The 18185-nt window shown below is 42.0% G+C and carries 16 protein-coding genes and 1 tRNA gene; 6 read left to right on the top strand and 11 right to left on the bottom strand.

Going from position 1 to position 18185, the window contains the following annotated elements; all coding sequences use genetic code 11:
- Positions 1–176 precede the first annotated feature (176 nt).
- The 4 genes from dnaG to HUJ19_RS07905 all read left to right on the top strand — a co-directional run bounded on the left by dnaG (position 177) and on the right by HUJ19_RS07905 (position 5799).
- The gene (dnaG, locus tag HUJ19_RS07920; RefSeq protein ID WP_290623191.1) at positions 177–1955 is read left to right on the top strand and encodes a DNA primase; all 1779 of its coding nucleotides are present in this window, start codon (positions 177–179) and stop codon (positions 1953–1955) included.
- 112 nt (positions 1956–2067) lie between these two features.
- Positions 2068–3918 carry an RNA polymerase sigma factor RpoD gene (gene rpoD, locus HUJ19_RS07915; RefSeq protein WP_290623188.1) on the top strand — a complete coding sequence of 617 codons (1851 nt, stop codon included), beginning with the start codon at positions 2068–2070 and terminating at the stop codon, positions 3916–3918.
- A gap of 163 nt (positions 3919–4081) precedes the next feature.
- Positions 4082–4158 (top strand) — tRNA-Ile (locus tag HUJ19_RS07910).
- A gap of 342 nt (positions 4159–4500) precedes the next feature.
- Positions 4501–5799: a DNA methyltransferase gene (locus HUJ19_RS07905; RefSeq protein ID WP_290623186.1), complete on the top strand. Its 1299-nt coding sequence runs from the start codon at positions 4501–4503 to the stop codon at positions 5797–5799.
- A gap of 13 nt (positions 5800–5812) precedes the next feature.
- Here the strand turns inward: HUJ19_RS07905 and HUJ19_RS07900 are convergent, their stop codons facing one another.
- Together HUJ19_RS07900 and ribA are read right to left on the bottom strand one after the other, a co-directional pair.
- Entirely contained in the window at positions 5813–6796 is a 984-nt protein-coding gene (locus tag HUJ19_RS07900; protein ID WP_290623184.1) for a hypothetical protein, read from the bottom strand.
- Positions 6783–7349: a GTP cyclohydrolase II RibA gene (gene ribA, locus HUJ19_RS07895; protein WP_290623182.1), complete on the bottom strand. Its 567-nt coding sequence runs from the start codon at positions 7347–7349 to the stop codon at positions 6783–6785. The genes HUJ19_RS07900 and ribA overlap by 14 nt, the downstream gene beginning before the upstream one ends.
- A gap of 161 nt (positions 7350–7510) precedes the next feature.
- On the opposite strand from ribA, the gene dcd reads away from it, so the two are divergent.
- Positions 7511–8497 carry a dCTP deaminase gene (gene dcd / locus HUJ19_RS07890; protein WP_290623180.1) on the top strand — a complete coding sequence of 329 codons (987 nt, stop codon included), beginning with the start codon at positions 7511–7513 and terminating at the stop codon, positions 8495–8497.
- A 186-nt stretch (positions 8498–8683) separates the two neighbouring features.
- Here the strand turns inward: dcd and HUJ19_RS07885 are convergent, their stop codons facing one another.
- The 4 genes from HUJ19_RS07885 to HUJ19_RS07870 form a co-directional block, all read right to left on the bottom strand.
- Positions 8684–9382, bottom strand: coding sequence for a restriction endonuclease (locus tag HUJ19_RS07885; RefSeq protein WP_290623178.1), 699 nt, complete (start codon positions 9380–9382; stop codon positions 8684–8686).
- Between the two features lie 85 nt (positions 9383–9467).
- Complete coding sequence (locus HUJ19_RS07880) at positions 9468–9692, bottom strand: ChaB family protein (protein WP_290623176.1); 225 nt, start codon at positions 9690–9692, stop codon at positions 9468–9470.
- A 60-nt stretch (positions 9693–9752) separates the two neighbouring features.
- Entirely contained in the window at positions 9753–11330 is a 1578-nt protein-coding gene (locus tag HUJ19_RS07875) for a protein-glutamine glutaminase family protein (RefSeq protein WP_290623174.1), read from the bottom strand.
- A 366-nt stretch (positions 11331–11696) separates the two neighbouring features.
- The gene (locus tag HUJ19_RS07870; RefSeq protein ID WP_290623172.1) at positions 11697–13859 is read right to left on the bottom strand and encodes an EAL domain-containing protein; all 2163 of its coding nucleotides are present in this window, start codon (positions 13857–13859) and stop codon (positions 11697–11699) included.
- 321 nt (positions 13860–14180) lie between these two features.
- Here HUJ19_RS07870 and HUJ19_RS07865 point away from each other — a divergent pair, with 321 nt between their 5' ends.
- Entirely contained in the window at positions 14181–14993 is an 813-nt protein-coding gene (locus HUJ19_RS07865) for a hypothetical protein (protein WP_290623170.1), read from the top strand.
- 427 nt (positions 14994–15420) lie between these two features.
- On the opposite strand, the gene HUJ19_RS07860 is transcribed toward HUJ19_RS07865, so the two are convergent.
- From HUJ19_RS07860 to HUJ19_RS07840, 5 genes are all read right to left on the bottom strand, one after another.
- Positions 15421–16110 (bottom strand): Crp/Fnr family transcriptional regulator, encoded by a 690-nt coding sequence (locus HUJ19_RS07860; RefSeq protein ID WP_290623168.1) that lies wholly within the window; start codon positions 16108–16110, stop codon positions 15421–15423.
- A gap of 124 nt (positions 16111–16234) precedes the next feature.
- Positions 16235–16594, bottom strand: coding sequence for a hypothetical protein (locus HUJ19_RS07855; RefSeq protein WP_290623166.1), 360 nt, complete (start codon positions 16592–16594; stop codon positions 16235–16237).
- A 51-nt stretch (positions 16595–16645) separates the two neighbouring features.
- Positions 16646–17020: a roadblock/LC7 domain-containing protein gene (locus HUJ19_RS07850; protein WP_290623164.1), complete on the bottom strand. Its 375-nt coding sequence runs from the start codon at positions 17018–17020 to the stop codon at positions 16646–16648.
- Positions 17021–17034: 14 nt separating this feature from the next.
- Positions 17035–17577, bottom strand: coding sequence for a hypothetical protein (locus HUJ19_RS07845; protein WP_290623163.1), 543 nt, complete (start codon positions 17575–17577; stop codon positions 17035–17037).
- A 10-nt stretch (positions 17578–17587) separates the two neighbouring features.
- Positions 17588–17974 carry a hypothetical protein gene (locus tag HUJ19_RS07840; RefSeq protein WP_290623162.1) on the bottom strand — a complete coding sequence of 129 codons (387 nt, stop codon included), beginning with the start codon at positions 17972–17974 and terminating at the stop codon, positions 17588–17590.
- Positions 17975–18185: the final 211 nt, after the last annotated feature.

Genomic DNA, 18185 nt, shown 5'->3' with positions numbered 1-18185 from the left:
GCTATATTTTGTACATGGCTTAGCTCAATATAAAGGGGATTATTGGTGCGATCTGCCATTACCTAATTACCCATCCACCACCTCAAGCAAAGAACTATTCCAATCCGCGTACTATGTAAAAACCGGTAGCTCTGCTATGATTGCCCAATTAAGCCTTACCTAATTATAAATACTCAATGGGCCTTATCCCGCAACACTTTATACATGAATTATTAGCTCGGGTTGATATTGTTGACCTGATTGATTCGCGTGTGCCTTTGAAAAAAGCGGGAGCCAATTACAAGGCCTGCTGCCCATTTCACGGTGAGAAGACCCCCTCTTTTACGGTAAGTCAGGATAAGCAGTTCTATCACTGCTTCGGTTGTGGTGTGCATGGTAATGCCATCGGCTTTTTGATGGAGTATGACCGCCTCGAGTTCCCGGATGCGGTCGAAGAACTGGCAGCCATGATGGGTATGGAAGTGCCGCGTGAAGAAACGGTATCCAACAAGCCGAAAGTGGATACCACGCTATACGACATCATGGAAAAAGCGGCTAACTACTACCAAAAGCAGCTAAAATCCAACAAAAGCGCCATAGACTACCTTAAAGGCCGTGGTCTGAGCGGCGAAATCGCCAAACAGTTTGCCATCGGCTATGTACCCGGTGAATGGCGTAATCTGGAAGCCGTTTTCCCCAAACTGCAACAGGATAAGAAACTACAGCAGCAATTGGTTGACTGCGGCCTGATGATCCGCAAAGACAATTCGCTGTATGACCGTTTCCGCGACCGCATCATGTTCCCGATCAAGGACAAGCGTGGTCGTGTGATTGCTTTTGGTGGCCGCGTGATGGGCCAGGGCGAGCCCAAATACCTGAACTCACCGGAAACCCCGATTTTCCATAAAAGTAATGAGCTCTATGGCCTGTATCAGGCACGTCAGGCTAATCGCAAACTGAGTCGATTACTGATCGTCGAAGGCTATATGGACGTTGTCGCTCTGGCCCAGTTTGGCATCAACTATGCGGTGGCAACCCTTGGTACAGCGACCACCGCCAGCCATTTACAGCAACTCTTCCGCGCCACGCGCGAGCTAGTGCTTTGCTTTGATGGCGACCGCGCCGGTCGTGATGCGGCCCTGCGTGCCATTGAGCACGGACTACAACAGATGCGCGAAGGCCGTGAAATCCGCCTGATGTTCCTGCCCGATGGCGAAGATCCGGATTCCATGGTTCGCAAAGTGGGCAAAGAGCAGTTCGAGGAAATGATCGGCAAGGCAACCCCTTTATTTGAGTTCATCCTTGAGCACCTGTCAGCGCAGGTCGATTTAGGCTCAGTGTCAGGGCGCGGCCAGCTGGTACATCTGGCAAAACCCTATCTTGATAAAATCACCGACCCTATCTATCACGAGTTCTTCAGCAGCGCTCTGGCCGAAAAAGCCAAGCTCTCGGAGAGCAAGCTGGCGGCCATTATTGAGACGCCAAGCCAGTCACAGCCTGCGCGCAAACCCTTGCAAAGCAAGCCACAGAACAACAAAACCAATAAAACCCTGCAACTGGCGATTACCCTGCTGTTGCAGAAGCCAAGCCTCGCCTTAACTATTCAAAATTACGACTGGTTGCTGACCTTGCCCGATAAAGGCTCAAAACTTTTGCACCAATTACTTGAAATTATTCATAAAACCCCCAAGATCAATACAAGTCTGTTGCTTGAGCACTGGCGCGACAATACCAAGCTGTATGACCGCCTGGCCAGTTTAGCCATGACCGAGCGCGAAGAGCGCATCCAGGGTCAGGAGCAGCAGGAATTACAGGACTGTGTGAATCGCCTGTTATTGCATGCCCGTAAAATTAGGGTCGATTATCTGCAACAGAAAGCAGCGGAACACGGTCTAACCAATCAGGAAAAGTCTGAATACCGGCAATTACTATTGCTGGCCAAACAAGGCTCCAACGGTAATAGCGCCAATAAGTAGCGCTTGCTGTAGACGGGGCACATTCTGTATAATTTGCGGTTCGCTATGTGCAAGCCGCCGCTTGGTTTTTGACTCGCAAAATGTCTTGCGAGCCCTACAAAGGTTATTCTAGATGTCAGAGAATTCGCAACAGTCACAATTAAAGTTACTTATCGCTCGCGGTAAAGAACAAGGTTACCTCACTTATGCCGAAGTGAATGACCACTTACCACCGGATATCGTTGATCCCGAGCAAATCGAAGACATTATTCGCATGATCAATGACATGGGCATTCAGGTGTATGAAACCACTCCTGATGCTGATGAGCTGTTGATGAATGACGAATCGGTAACCGATGAAGAAGCCGCTGAAGAGGCTGCTGCTGCATTGGCCAGCGTAGACAGCGAATTTGGTCGTACGACTGACCCGGTTCGTATGTACATGCGCGAAATGGGTAGCGTTGAGCTACTGACTCGCGAAGGCGAGATTGATATCGCCAAACGTATCGAAGAAGGCATCCGCCAGGTTCTAGGCGCTATCGCCAACTATCCCGACACCATCCGTATCCTGTTAGAAGAATATGCCCTTTACGAAGAAGAGCAAGTTCGTCTGACCGAGATCGTAACCGGTTTCACTGACGGCGAAGAAGCCGAGTTCGTACAGGAAGAATCCGAAGCAGCGCAAATCGCCAATGCCAGCGAAGAACTGGACACTGACGAAGATGTAGATGACGACGATGACGACGACGAAGAAGAAACCGAAGTCGATACTGGCCCGGATCCAGAAGAAGCGGCAGCCCGTTTTGCTGAACTGAAAAAGCAATACGACAAAACCGTTAAAGCCGTTGAGAAATATGGCCGTACGCACAAATCAGCAATCAAGCAGCTGGATGCCATGAAAGAAATGTTCATGCAGCTTCGTCTTGCTCCAAGAATGTTTGAGCAGCTGGTGACTAACCTGCGTGAGAAAATGGACGGTATCCGTGAGCAAGAGCGTTATATCATGATGCTTGCCGTGAACGGTGCGCGTATGCCGCGTAAAACCTTTATCTCAACCTTCTCAGGTTCAGAAGCCGATCCAACCTGGATCGAGCAGCACGTCAAAAAGAAAAGCAAATACTCAGAAGCTTTGGCCGAACACGCCGAAGAGATTCTAAAAGCACAGCGTAAACTACAGCTGATCGAAGAAAGCTGTAGCCTGAGCGTGATGGAAATTAAAGAAGCCAACCGCGAAATGTCGATTGGTGAAGCCAAAGCACGCCGCGCCAAGAAAGAAATGGTCGAAGCTAACCTACGCCTGGTTATCTCTATCGCTAAGAAATACACCAATCGCGGTTTACAATTCCTCGATCTGATTCAGGAAGGTAACATCGGTCTGATGAAAGCGGTAGACAAGTTCGAATACCGTCGTGGTTATAAGTTCTCGACTTACGCCACCTGGTGGATTCGTCAGGCAATCACACGTTCGATTGCTGACCAGGCACGCACCATCCGTATTCCGGTTCACATGATTGAAACTATCAACAAATTAAACCGTATTTCTCGCCAGATGCTACAGGAAATGGGCCGCGAGCCACAGCCTGAAGAATTGGCAGAGCGTATGGAAATGCCGGAAGACAAAATTCGTAAAGTGCTTAAAATCGCCAAAGAGCCAATCTCAATGGAAACACCAATTGGTGATGACGAAGATTCGCATTTAGGTGACTTTATCGAAGACACCACCATCGATTCACCAGTCGACGCAGCAACAGGCGAAAGCTTGAAAGAAGTCACTGATGAAATCCTGGCGGGTCTAACGGCACGTGAAGCGAAAGTCTTGCGTATGCGTTTCGGTATCGACATGAACACAGACCACACTCTCGAAGAAGTCGGCAAACAGTTCGACGTAACCCGTGAGCGTATTCGTCAGATCGAAGCCAAGGCACTGCGTAAACTACGCCACCCAAGCCGTTCAGAAAAGCTTAGAACGTACCTTGACGAATAGTCTAGACGAATAAGCGGACGAATAGCCTAAACGAATAAAACAAAGCATAAATATTGCAAGCGCAGGAGATTTCTCGTAAACTCCTGCGCGTTCTTTTTCAAGAAACACATCCTAAATTAGTAGAACAATTAGGCACCGCCTGATTGACTACTCTTGGAAAAATGGGCCTTTAGCTCAGTTGGTTAGAGCACCCGACTCATAATCGGTAGGTCCCCAGTTCAAGTCTGGGAAGGCCCACCATTTTTCCTCATGAGCCTTTACTCCCTATGACTTTATCTGCTCATTACCACAAGTAAGCTGAATTGGGGTTTTGAGTGCCCAAAACTTCCTTGCAGGCAGGTCCCTAGTTCAAGTCTCGGCGGGCTCACCATTTTATAGTGATTCTACGGTTGAAAAGCTATTTAATTAGAAACAAATCACATTAATGTCTAAAGCTCAATATATCTCTTTAATATATTGAGATGTTTAGCAAGGCTACCCTTGATGACTATTTAAAAATAGTCGGTATAATCCTAAAAGCATAAGGTGTCTATTATTAGACATATACTATATATTTTATTTCATGCATTAGATTATGGGAAAATGACAAAACAACTTTCAATTTTGCAGGATGACTACACTCTCAACACATTGCCATCAGCAAAAGTAAAAAAAGAGGATAAAGTAGGAGTTCATTCTTGGACTAATTTTTATGCCTCTTTCTCTGAGTCATTTGTTAATCATGCAATAAAAGCTTTAGGGATAAATCACGACCAAACGCTACTAGATCCATTTGTAGGCTCAGGGACAACAGTGGTATCTGGATATAAAGCAAATGTTACTACAATTGGAATTGATGTAGACCCTTTCTCTTGTCTTTTATCTAAAGCGAAAGTATCACTCAATGCCAATCACAAAGAAGTGCATAAATTGTTACGCGCTTCTAAAAGAACTAAATCACTTAAAACATTTTGTAGTGAAGCTTATAACATATTTGATAATGAGTGTTTGTGCTATGCATCAACCGTATTTACACGATTAAGCAGGGCTATTGGTGTTAAGCAATCAAAAGTGTTTCACACATTACTAAATGACACCCAAGGTACCTTTGACTCAGCAACTGTAGCTTTAGTAGCTCTCTGCATAGGTGCCTCTGAATCTGCTAATTTAGTAAGAGGCTCCAACCCTACTTGGTTTAGAAAGGCAGTAGAAGGAGAAAAGGATAACTTTGAGGCGTTATACAAAGCAACTATCCAAGCATCAAAAAAGATATTAGAAGACTTGACACAAATAACTCCTAGAAACAGTCATGTAAAACTGATTAATTATGATGTAAAAGACAACAGCTTAAATATACAAGAAGGTATTGCTGACTTTATCATCACTTCACCGCCATATTTAACTCGTATCGACTATGTAGTCAAACATTTACCAAACCTTGCTATCTTAAGTGGCTTGATTCCAATAAATATCGATGAACTCCGAAAAAAAATGATCGGAACTCCAAAAATTGTACAAAAGGGGGACTTTGAAGTTTTATGGGGCAAGAAATGTTTAGATATACTAAACAAAATAAGATCTCATGATAGCTATGCGAGTGAAAGCTATTACATTTGGACTTACTATCAATATTTCTCATCCCTATACGAAACTTTTAACAATATTTATCGGTTAATGAAAAGAAATGCCAAGGGGCTAATTGTACTTCAAGATTCCTTCTATAAAGATCTTCATATCCCTTTAAGTTGCATAGCAGTAGAAATGCTAGAGTCTATTGGGTTTACTGCTAATGTATTAAAGAAAAGTGAAGTCAAAATTAATATGCGGCAGCTAAACCCAAGTCACCAGAAACAAAAGTTAAAGAAGAAAGCTAGCGAAGATGTTGTTTATTTTGAAAAATAACCTTTAGTTATTTTTAGTAATCTGTAGATACATATAGCGGTTCTTCAAAGCTGATAAATTCAGACATTTGATTATAAGATAAACATATTTCAATGTATGGACAGTTATTATCGCATAGCTTAGAAACGTCATCAGGAAAACCACTTGGGAATTTTAAAGATTGACAAACTGGAGCTTTGTTTTTACAAATGCTTCTGCCTATTTGCCACTCGATGTAATTCAAGTCAGCAACGTTTAAGCCTGAATAGTAAGCTGTTAAACGTTCTGCTTGGGCAACAGCTTCTCTTAACAGACGCACCAAAGTTCCTCGCGGGTTAGGCGCTCCTGATAAAAATTTAAAAAGAGAGGGATCAGTAGGAATAACCCTGCCCGTCCTGATATATAAACGCATGATATGATAATCAATAGCGGGTTGGCTGTTCTCTTCATCCACAAAGCTTACAATATTCTCTTTGATTAAATCATGAGAGAGCACATTAGTTTTCTTTTTTAATGAATCTTTTCTAAAGCCCTCAAATTGATCCATAATCTCATGGAAACTCTCTCCTTGTTTATTGTTTGAATTATCAAGAAAAGACCGTGAGCAATGCTCATAGAATCGTTCTAAACTTCCAGCATAAACCTCGCTCAAGGTTTTTCCCACATCTCTTAAAATAAATGCTCTTTCTTTTGCTCTCACTCTTTCTTGTTTAGGGTATTTTTTTAGCCAGTCACTTAAGTCGGTAGACTTTACAGATAATAAGTATTCAGCAAAATCCGTTTCATGCTTAAGAAGTTTTGCTGCTAAGGTAGCTTGCATAAAATCCCAATTAAATTGGTGGCAAATAGAAATGAAAGCAACCTTAAATGCTAACTGTAGTTCTAATGATCTATCAGACCACGTAAAGAACTCGGCTGGTCTTTGATAGTGCTTTAGAACTTCTGCATGCTGCATACATGCAATATTATCAACCTTGAAAGCATTGCCTGTTGACAAAATCTGTTCAATTTTTTTCATGATGCCCTAAGTACCTGATTTTATTAGTTAAATACTCGTCTATCACTTCATTAGACTCAAACATCAAGTGAACTCGATCTCGTATAAAAATGCCAGCATCTGTTAAAGCATCAACCTTTCTTGGGTTGCTCGTACCTATACAAATTTCTTTTATATTTAATTCTTGGAGTATAGAAATAACCGCGTCATAATTTCTTGGGTCTTTTGGGTGTCCTAATCTATCGAAAGCCTCAGCCGTATTTACTCCTTCATTTTGTTCAAGGCTAATAGCTTTAATTTTATCTTCAAGTCCGATCCCTCTACCTTCTTGATATAAATAAAAAACAACACCTCCATTATTTCCGATATATCTTAGAGCTGATTCTAATTGACGGGAACAATCACAGTTTGTTGCTCTTAATGATTCACTAAATAAGCAAGAAGAGTGTATCCGAACGAATGGACAGTCTCCATCATAAGGACTTAATATAACAGCACCTTCCTGTCCACATCTTTTAAAATAAAATACTTCAAACTCTCCATACTTTGTGGGTAATATAATTCGCGGTTCCAAACTTGCCCTCCTAAACTTATAGTTATAATCATTATCCTACCTATCCAATAATAACACCTTACCTTAAATAAAACACAACTTTAAAAACTTAACTAATTGAAAACATTATAGTATATGATACATTTAATCGAACTATTCCAATATAGGTTTACTCACGAATTATGTATCTGTCAAACATAGAGCTAAAGAAAGTCGTTGAGAAAGTAATTTCTGACGTAGAAAACACTGAACATAAATTCGAGCCTGATAGTCAAATTAAAGTATGCTCTATCGATATCAGGGTTAGTAATATATTCTGGGTTATGACAAAACAAGCACGAGCTATTGATCTTAGCTCTAGATATATTTTCGAAATATCGCCAACTCGCTTGTGGAAAAGACGTGTTATAGAAGACAGCGGGTATATAAAACTGAAACCTGGTGAAATGATTCTAGGAAGGACTCACGAAAAAATATCAATGCCTGATAAATATGTTGGCAAAATCAATACAAGGAGCTCTTATGCTAGATTAGGTTTATCAACGGCTTGCAATTGTGATCTCATAAACCCCGGATATTCCGGCCATGTTCCACTAGAATTAATAAATTCTACGCCTAATGTGATGTATATAAGACCTTACTTACCACTATGCCAAGTTTTCATTATGCCTGTTTATGGCGAAATTGATGATTCTTACAATAGTGAAAAGTATGAGAGTAAATATATTGATGATGAAGGAGAACCTTCAGTATGGTGGAGAGATGCACTTGTCAAAAAGTTGTCTTTGAACGTTTTCAAAAATCAACTTGAAAGTAAAGCAATAAACAGCCTAAGGAAAAAATTTAAAGAAATTGACGATAATGGGTTATTTAGACTTGAAAAGTTCATGGATGAACAAACCTTTTCAGATTCTACTGACCTAATTGAAAAGTTTTCACGCTCTGAAAAAAATAAATACAATTGGTATAAAACTCGACGAAACCTTTCTCTATGGCTTTGTCCTGCTTTATTTGTAGCAACTTTAATCCAAATTCAAAATAAGCTGCTTCCAGAAGACGCATCTCCAGATATAATAACGTGGTCTATGCTTAGTAGTTTTATCATTAGTGTACCTTTCTTCCTATTTTACGTTTTTCGTAAGAAAGTGAAATACTATTGTGAGGATTAGTTTTCAATATAGCGTTTGTATTAGTGAATAGCACCTTACTGTATATCAGAAGAACCAACTAACAAGATGCTTAAATACGAACATTCTTTTGATCCTGCCCCCCCTGCAGTTCCTTAAAAGTAGGCTATGATACTGAAAAGATTATCCAATAACTAAAGCACTCTGAACATGTAAGTTATCACTGAGCTAGACCTTTTTACATGCACTAATTTTTTGCTCTAGTTTCCTAACTAGCGACTCCAAAATAGCCAATAGTTTTCTAATGTTTTCAATTTCTCTTGGAATCTTATGTTCAATTATTGACTCAGATATTGATACATGCATTCCATCTGGCTTAATAGGGTAATCACCACGCAAGCCTTTTGTTATGAGTTCCTCTCCGATCTTAATTACCCAATCACCAGAATAACCAATTTCAGTAACGTTTGGACGTAATCCACAGTCTATTCTCTTTGACTTAGAAGTCTTCCAATATTCTTCTTTGCACCGAAGTAATCTGTCATATATTTCTATTAACTTCATTGAGTCGATTTCATGGCCAGCTTTACTCGCTGCATCGTCAAGAGAGGTAACATAGACGTTTGTAAGGGCTGCCGCCTCTTTCGCGCCGCTCTGAAACCCGTGTTCTGCCAAAAGTATTCCACGATCAGCGCCCGTATCATTGACAATTTCTCGTAGTGCGAGTACATGAAGCTTAGTAACTTTTGACTTCCAATACTTGCACTCAATAAGCCAGATGACTTCAAACCCTGCATGGTGAGATTTTACTAATACATCAATGTCATGCTTAGTCCTCACCCCTTGTATAGTAATATCAGTATTAGCCTCCAAACCTAGAGATCGAAAATACTCAGCAGTTTTTTCCTGATATTTCTTCCAGTCCAATATATTTCCTTAATAGAAGTTAATGGTGTCAGAGTAAGTTATTGATATCAGCAAACTTACTCCGCCTCAATAATTTTCACTGCGATTAATCTCTTACCCACTGGCCATCATCCTTGTGATACTCTTTCTTTACAGCTGACCAGGCGACTTTGTGGGCAACTTCTTCGCGGCTGTCATCACCTCTGCGATCCTCTGGGTTCTTGTACTCTTCCCAAGCAGAATTAAAGGCTTTTCGGTAAATCTCCTGAGCATGTTTGGGCAGATTGTTCCGGACGCTGTCCGGAAGTTCATCGTTGGATTTGTATGGCATTTTAAAACTCCTTTTTAGAATACATGGGCCGCAACAGCAATGTATTACCTCGTGCGGCTATTACCCTTTCTCCAGGTTAGCCAGTACTCTGCGTGCTTCTTCTAGCCTTTCCTCTTTTGAAAAATTCTGTACCACTGTCGGGTGGAATGCATCACGGTTGGTTATGGATAATGTATTCCTTCCTATATTCATGGCATCTAATGGAACTGGGAATCCAACATTATCCAGATAGTCTGGATTGGTAATGCCCATCAAGGATAACCATTGTAGGGTTGTTACTGGACGGTCAGCGATTAGAGGGTCAATGACCATTTTATCAACGTTTCCGCTGCTACCTTCAACATAGACGACAGGTGCCACATGATAACTCCAGGGAATTTTATTTTTTTTACTTTTTAGGAAACCTGAGGCCCAAGCCTTATCAGCAATGACTCCCTCTTTTTCAAACATATCCACCATTAGCTCAGTACGTGCAAAAGCACCATCTTGAGGTTGTGACCAGGCCATATTTTTCATTGCCTTAGCTTTTTTGAAAAGCGTTTTGGCCTTGTTTGCAGATATGGCCTTAACGGATCCCGGTTCAAATTTGGGCATATCTTCCAAGGCGGTGTGCGTGTAATAGGAATTCCCTTTACGACGAATGCCAGCGGGTAGGAATGCCTTATTTATATACTGGCTGGTGATTTTGGCGTTTACTTTCTCAACCAGGTGAACAAACTGCATTGCAGCCCGCTCTTCATTGGTCTGAACACCCAGAGAGATGATGTCATCTTTGAACTTTGTTGGGCAGTTAGGAATGATCTCTTTAAGGTAATCGCTAAAGTCTGGATCCTGGAAAGTGAAATATGCGGTGACATTATTTTGCAGATTTTCAGGAACCTTGCGGGCCTTAGTAAGGCGAGAATGCTTATACTCTTCGTTATATCGTATAAACGTTGTAAGCAAGCCCCAAACCTTCAAGGCTTCCGGGTCATTTTTAGTGAACTTTGCTTCTCCCTTACTGTTTCGAGTGTAGCTTATAGGCAGAAAGAGCTTTTTTTCGCGATCAAATAAAAGATAATGGTTGTCACCACAGGACATAAAAGGACAGGTGTCGTAAGTAAGTTCTTCGCATTCTTGATAACCATTTCCCTTCGAGAATAAAAACATAGGTTCCCTTGGACCGGCAACCTGCCCTGCGAATTTTCGAGCATTACCAACAAGCAGCTCTTGTAGAGCAGTCAGTTCACTGACAATCTCCGGCTGATCTTGCTTTGCAGCCTCAATATTGCTGCTAAGTCTATTGGCATGATTGATAAGCTTATTCAATGTAGTTGTGGGTGTTTCGTATTCAGGAAGATTAATGTCTTCGTAGATTTCACCACTGAGAAGGTTGTAATAATTTGTTGTACCATTTTCCTTTACAGACCTAACAGAGAATGGGCGGGCCTCTCTCAGACGAAGAACGACTCCCATTAGCGCATTACTTTCATCAAGCTGAATGATCGCCCTATCATCGCCATCTTTGCAATAAACAATAGGAACTTTTTCGGGTGTACTGCAATTGTCGAATCGTACCTCATCTGAAAAAATGACGGAGGTCGCGTTAGAGCAAAGCGGCAAAGCCAATAGAAGCGCTAAAAGATATTTAGTTTTCATGTGTAGTCCTGAATAATTATCCATAAAGCCTGTCAGGCTATATTTCTTCGTGTTATTCAGGTCATAGTAATAAGTGGGGGGCTGTTTTGCAAATGCCCACCTTAGTAAGGATTGCAAACTCTACTTTCTAGTAAGCACTAATTCGTAATCGGCTTGCTCATTTATAAAATGACTCTTTCAACTCTTACAATATTGTTCATGAGTTGGCCAGTGCTGTTGATATGCTCAATATGAACAAGACGCTTGTTATAATTTTGGGCATTGCCTGTTCTAATTTAGGGGCGGAATTTTTGCCATAATGTCACCTTCAAGCGGTTACATCAATAATGAGCTTCAGGATTCGTTTCAAAGTTTAGACTCAATAACTCAAAACTCGGGCACAACTCCCAGCAATGGCAAAACATCTTTGCCTGGTACTGGCTTAGATATCAAGTACCCCTGAATTCGATCACACTTTAAGTCTGATAACACCTGATAAGTCTCTTTATCCTCCACTCCTTCAGCTACCACAACTAACCCTAACGCGTGGGCTAAGTCTATTGTAGAACTGACAATTTTGTGGGTGCGATCATTTTTATGGAGAGACATAATAAAGCTTCTATCGAGTTTGACTTCATCAACTGATAAGTCATTTAAATAGGATAATGAGGAGTATCCTGTGCCAAAATCATCAGCTGCGCAGCTGATGCCGAGAGACTCCAGCTCTAACATGACCCACTTAGCTTTGTCTTTTTCTTCTAACAATTCACTTTCCGTGACTTCGAAAATCAAACAGTTAGTTTCTACGTCTTCGACTACCTCTCTGACAAATTCAACAAAAGAGTCATCGACCAAGTCTCTGGTCGTAATGTTAACGCTGAACATGATGTTGTCAGTTTGTGGTTTATGACTGTTTATAAAGCTGATAACTTCCTGAATAACCCATCGTGTTACTCTGTTAATATTGCCTGACTCTTCGAGTAGTGGAATGAAAAGATAAGGAGAAACCATGCCAAGAGTTGGATGCTGCCACCTGATTAATGCCTCAACGTGTGTAATGGTGCCACTTTTAACATCAATTTGCGGCTGGTAATGCAAGACAAACTGGTCACAACCGACTTTATAAAAATCGCTGAGCAGTTTCAGGTTTCGACTGTCAGGTTCTATATCTGGACTATAGTCAGCGACAAGGATATGCTTTCGCTCGGCATAGTTCATCGCCGTTATTGCTTTTCGAACTAACTCGGATGATCTAGGGGGCTTTTCTTCCGGTGCTATTGCAAACTCATAGACACCTATGACTGGTACCGGGTAGATTTGGTTAGAATCCAAATCAGAATGATCGCTTAAGATTTGAATAATGTCATCGACACTTTGCTGATTATCAGTAGAAACGACAAAAACTCCGTCACCGAAGTGTGCAGAAAGAGCCTGTTCAAACTTGGAAAGCTTCTTAGCAACACTGACAACGATATCTATCGCTTTTCGGTATCCAAATACGCTAATGATTGAAATGATATTGGTGATTCTGATAGCAATGACAAATATCTCTTTCTGACTATCAGAGGTTTTTTCTATTCTGTTATCAAGAAGATCAAATAATGCCTTACGGTTTAACAACTTCGTAGTACTATCATGAGTTGCGTTAAACATGAATTTCTTGTGCAGTGCTCTACTGTTATTCAGCTCTTCTTCTAGCTGAAATGTCTTATGCATGACCTTACGTCTCAGTAGAGTATTCAGCACAAATGTAGCGGAAATAATGATCAGTAAGCTTCCTACCAACCAGGAAAGCTGCCCAAAGCTTTTCCAGAAGCTTTGTGGCTTCCACTCCAGTTCGGACTCCCACGCGGCATAGATATCGCTATAGGTACCATCCACGATGATCTGCGCTAATTGACTTTGCAGTTCTTCCAGAAGTTTCGAATTCCCCTTCTTTACACCAAAAGCGTAGGGTCTTGGCCAGAAAGGAGCGCTAGACAATTTCACATCCAGATTATAGTTTTCCACAAGACTTTTGGATGTGACAATAACTTCAATGCAGGCTTGCACTTCCTTGCTTGAAACGAGTTTCAGGCACTCTAACTCTGTGTCCGCTAAAACCAGCTCAACGTCGTAACCGGAATTTTCTAGTGTGTTCTTTGCGTAGGCGCTTTTAACCACTGCAACTTTATGACTTCGCATATCAGCGAGGGTAACCGATTCCTTGCTGTCATTATGAGTAAACAGTCCATGTGCCACATAATAGAATGGTTCGGTGAAGTCATAATGTTCGCTGCGTTCCTTCGAGGCAATCAGAGCAACCGCATCAGCACGCCCATCTAGTACCGACTGCAAAGCATCTTCCCAGCGCATAAGCTTAATTTCTATGCCAGATCCAGCAGAGTTAGCCATCGCATATTGTAGGTCGGTTATAAAACCTTTAGGCAGTTTGTCTTCAGAAAGAGATTCAAGAGGTGGGTAATACTCAGAGCCAACAAAAATGATAGTGTGAGAACTTGCTGAATCATCAGCTGACTCAGTACCTTGGCTAACTGTGGCTGTTAGCATCAGATGTGCAAGCAGCAAGAAGTGTGATTTCTTCAGAGTGATCCCCAGTGCGCAATCTATTCATATCCCTGTTCAGTTTTTTTACCACACCGAACAAGTTTTAGCAATTTGACCTTTCAGTTAAACACAAAAACCAAATTCTCCTAACCACTACCGTACAAGTGTCTAATTATTACACCTCGTATTTACAGAATAGCTAATCAATTTTACGTGAAGGGCATAAAGTGTATTTAATGCACTCCCCTTCTCATAATATCCATGCTAGCATTCCTTTGCTTTCACAATCAGGACTAATTATTCAAATAATTGAAGGAGAAAACCATGAAAGCTATTATTGCTTTTCTTACTGTAATAACCCTTTTTTCTACCACCACCCAAGCTGAAAACTACGAGTTTGAAGTTCCCCATCCTGCCGGAGGGAGCAGCCAACCATATCCTGGCCTTGATTTAAACTATGCCAAGAAAATTAAGCTCAAAGCTTCTAATTCGCTTTATGACCCAATGTTGGCGATTGATGAGCTTGAGATTGTTTTCGTAAACGCTACCAACTTTAAAGCAAACAACTTCAAGAATACTAATGGCTCCTACAGAGCTATTGTTGAGGATGTCTGGATTTATCGTAAGGTGTATGTAGAGGTCATGACACCAGACCAGCTGGCACCTGGTAAGGACATTTATGTCTCCTTGAACGTTGTTGAGTTTGAGGGTGTACTGGATGATGTCAACATGAGTCATGGACAACCGATTTATGATGCGCACGGAATTCTGGAGGACGTTACACCTGATGTGTTAGTCGATCAGGAAACCATTGTTTTAGATGGCGAGAATATGACTATTCAGCTGTTCAAGCGCGCTAAGTCAGGAATGGAAGGTGAAGGCTTCAAGTTAGTCACTAACTGGCATGGCTATGGCCAAAGAACTATCTATTTGCCAGCGCCATTCCCAATGTCCGATGCCCATATGTTCAATGCGATTGGTCTAGAAATTGAATCTCATCAAATGCCCGATGGGTTTGTTGATTACTTGATTGGAGTTAAGTACGAAGACGCCTTCGGGGGTTACAGTCAAACAACACCAGTCGAACCTCTAGCTCCACTTATTGAACAAGCCTACGGCTACTACCCCTGGCCTTAATCTGAACCACCTTTGATTGTGAAAGCGGGCTGAGCACAAGTTCGTGCTCAGCCCCTCCCCTTTACCTGCTCCCTCCCCACTTAATACTAAAAATTGATCAGCTGTGTACGCTAGCGCACAGATAATTGATGCAATTAGGAAGACAGTATATCCATCAGTTTCAACATGGTGTTGGGCTGGTAACTCATGAACTTTAAGGAGAATCCTATGAGTAATAAAGCGAAGCAAGCTCCAGCTAGCAAAAGCGCCCCTAAACAAGCTGCACCAAAACAAAATGCAGCTAAAGGTGCTCCTAGCCGCAGCGGCAAGAAATAATCCCTTTCAATAGCATAGTTCAAACATTCAACGCCTCGAATCCCAAATTCGGGGCGTTTTCATTTATGGAGAACCAAGATTGAGAACCAGGACGGAGAGTTAGGATGGAGTGTTAGTTTGTTGAATAGAGGTTGTGGTAACACTCGCAGCTGAGTAACTCAAGTCGCTGCCGATTTAAGATTTTGATGTGGCCGCGTTTATAGTCGATAACTCCCTGTAGCTGGAGCTTATGAGCCGCTTCCGAAACCCCTTCCCTGCGCACGCCTAACAATCCGGCTATATGCTCATGAGTAACATCAATGACTTTGTTTTGAATCTGATCTGACACTTCTAAAAGCCAAAAGCACAACTGCTGCTGAATCGTGTGGAAGCGGTTGCAGGCAACTCGAGCCATCACCTGATGTTCAATCCTGCCGCAGGACTTCAATATAGGCTCCCGAAACTCTCGTTCGTTGTGAAACCAATACAGGGCCTCTTTTGCTGGCATCAACATGGCTTCTCCCGAATAAAGCACTTCTGCTCTCAGCAGAGCTCTCTTGCTCCCTGAAAAAATACTACCACCACACATTTCATTCGCACCGAGACAGGCAGTCTGAATTTCATCGCCATCATCCAGTTCATAAACCAGGTTAATCACACAGTCCATCGGAAAATAGAGATAGTTTATCGCTTCCTGAGTATCGAAAAGTACTTTCCCAGCCGGTAACTGTGACCGCTTTATGCTGGTCATCAGCCGTCGCTGTAAAGTAGCAGGAAGGGAAGAAAAAATTAGATTTGTCGATTGTTCCTGAGTGCGTTCCATAGCTTACCCAAACCATTTGGACGGGAATCAATCATACTACGCCTACATTAAGTTCCTCGCTAGAGTCAGCCATAAAAAAAGCCGATGGCTGTTTCAACCATCGGCTTTATTAACTTAGCTTAGTCTAAATTTCCAGGCTAGCTTCAATGCTTTGTACTTTACGACGGGCAAGCGCAAGGTTTGCCTTTGCCTTATCCAGCACCAGATAAATGAACAGGCCTGCTGGATTAGCGGTTGGGCGGATAATATGCAGCTGCTTGTCGAGCGTGATCAGAATATCTTCGATTCCGCCGTCAATTCCCAATGATTCCATGGTCGCCATTTTGGCTTTCACCACTTCGGTATTACCTGCGCCTGCTAGCTCCAGATCAACACCACCGCCTTCAGTTCCCAGTACCATGCCTGACTCATAGTCCACCAATGCGGTACCCACAGCACCATCAATTCCCATCAATGCGTTTAAAGATTCTTGAATATTTGACATGTGTATTTCCTCATAGATTTGAAGTTAAAAATGAATATTTGTGCAGTTGATTTATAACTGCGTCAGTTTTTTCGCACATTGGCTGATCAGATAATTCGCTTCTCCCAGTAACATCTTTTTGCTGGTCACTATTGAGAGAACCAATTCTTTTTCAGCCAGCTTTAATTTTTTGATTAGTAAATTTCCGCTATCGGTTTCGACTATGGTGGAATGTAAATTACCGCCTATAATTTGTTTGGAGCTGGCGTTACCCAACGAGACCAATGAGCTTGTTATCGCTGACACGCGATCCAGTTCGACCTCATCATCCAGTCTTGCTTTATGTAATACGCCAAAGCCATCACTGGTACACAGCGACACCATTTTCAGGTCGAAGTACTTATCCAGTAAGCCTTCAAAAAGCTGATTAACAACCTCTTTTTTCATGCTCGTTTCTCTTATCATGACAATGTTTGTTTTTGTGAATACTCAAAGGCGTTTTGCATGCTTAGTACTGTGTGTAGCAGCAAAGTTGAACTCTGTTTTTTACGTGCATCCACGGAGTAAATGGGGGCATTTATACCCTTAGCTTTTAGCGCAGCGTGCAAGCCGCCTATATTTGCATCCTGTATGTCGGTATGGGTGAGCCCAATCACCAATGGAGTCTTGTTAGGGTCATCAATAAAGATATTAACCAGTTCCAGGATTTTCTCAGGGCTTGGCATCTGACCACTTTTCAGCAATAAGACACATCCCCAGATATCTTCTTTAACCATGTCCCAGATAAAGGAGTAACGTTTCTGTCCCGGCACACCGTAAAGGCCAATGGCATCATCTTCGCCAAGTGAAATGCGACCATAATCAATACCTACAGTGGTCAACGGCTTGCCTATGTTTTTACTTGAGGCAACGTCGGTATCCACCGTTTCGATCTCGCTCAATGTCCGGATCATGGTGCTTTTCCCAGCGCCCACATCACCAATAACCACTAACTTGCGATACACAGCTATTTCCTCAGGCTGCGTTAGCATTGAGCTGTTCGGTCTTGCGATACGCAGAGCGAATAAAGCTCATCAGCTTTTGCTTGTAACTTGCCCAGGTTAATTCTTTGCTACCGTGCGTATTGGTATTTTCGCCCGGCCTGATGCTAAGCAGATTGGAAGCCTTAAGTGTGTTGAGCAAATGATGAATAGTGTCATCATTCGATCCGGCGAAAGCCTTGAGCTGCCCCAGGCTTACGTATCGGGTAGACAGTAAGGCACACAGATCGATGAAATTCTGGTTATAGGTTAGCCTTCCGAAATCTGGCCACTGCTCCAGCTTGAACAGCATGCCCTTCAATTCAGGATGCAAATCAGGCATGCAGATGGTGTTCCACATATAATCTTTTACGGATGACATAATTGCCTCACACAGCTTTAATAATTCAACAAATCGGCTGTTGGATTGAACTTGAGTAGATTCAAGCTCTGCTCCGACCAATCAATAGATGTGAACTATGTCACCTTTTTTGTGAAATATCCGTGAAAGCTATTAATTTATTTATTTTGATAGATTTGAGCAATTTAAGAATAGAAAGAAGCTATTTTTTGCTTATAAATAAATAGGTTAG

This window comes from Kangiella sp., from assembly GCF_014762745.1.
Lineage (GTDB): Bacteria > Pseudomonadota > Gammaproteobacteria > Enterobacterales > Kangiellaceae > Kangiella.
The sequence above is the reverse complement of the archived record's forward strand: the minus strand, read 5'-3'. Positions and strand labels throughout refer to the sequence as shown.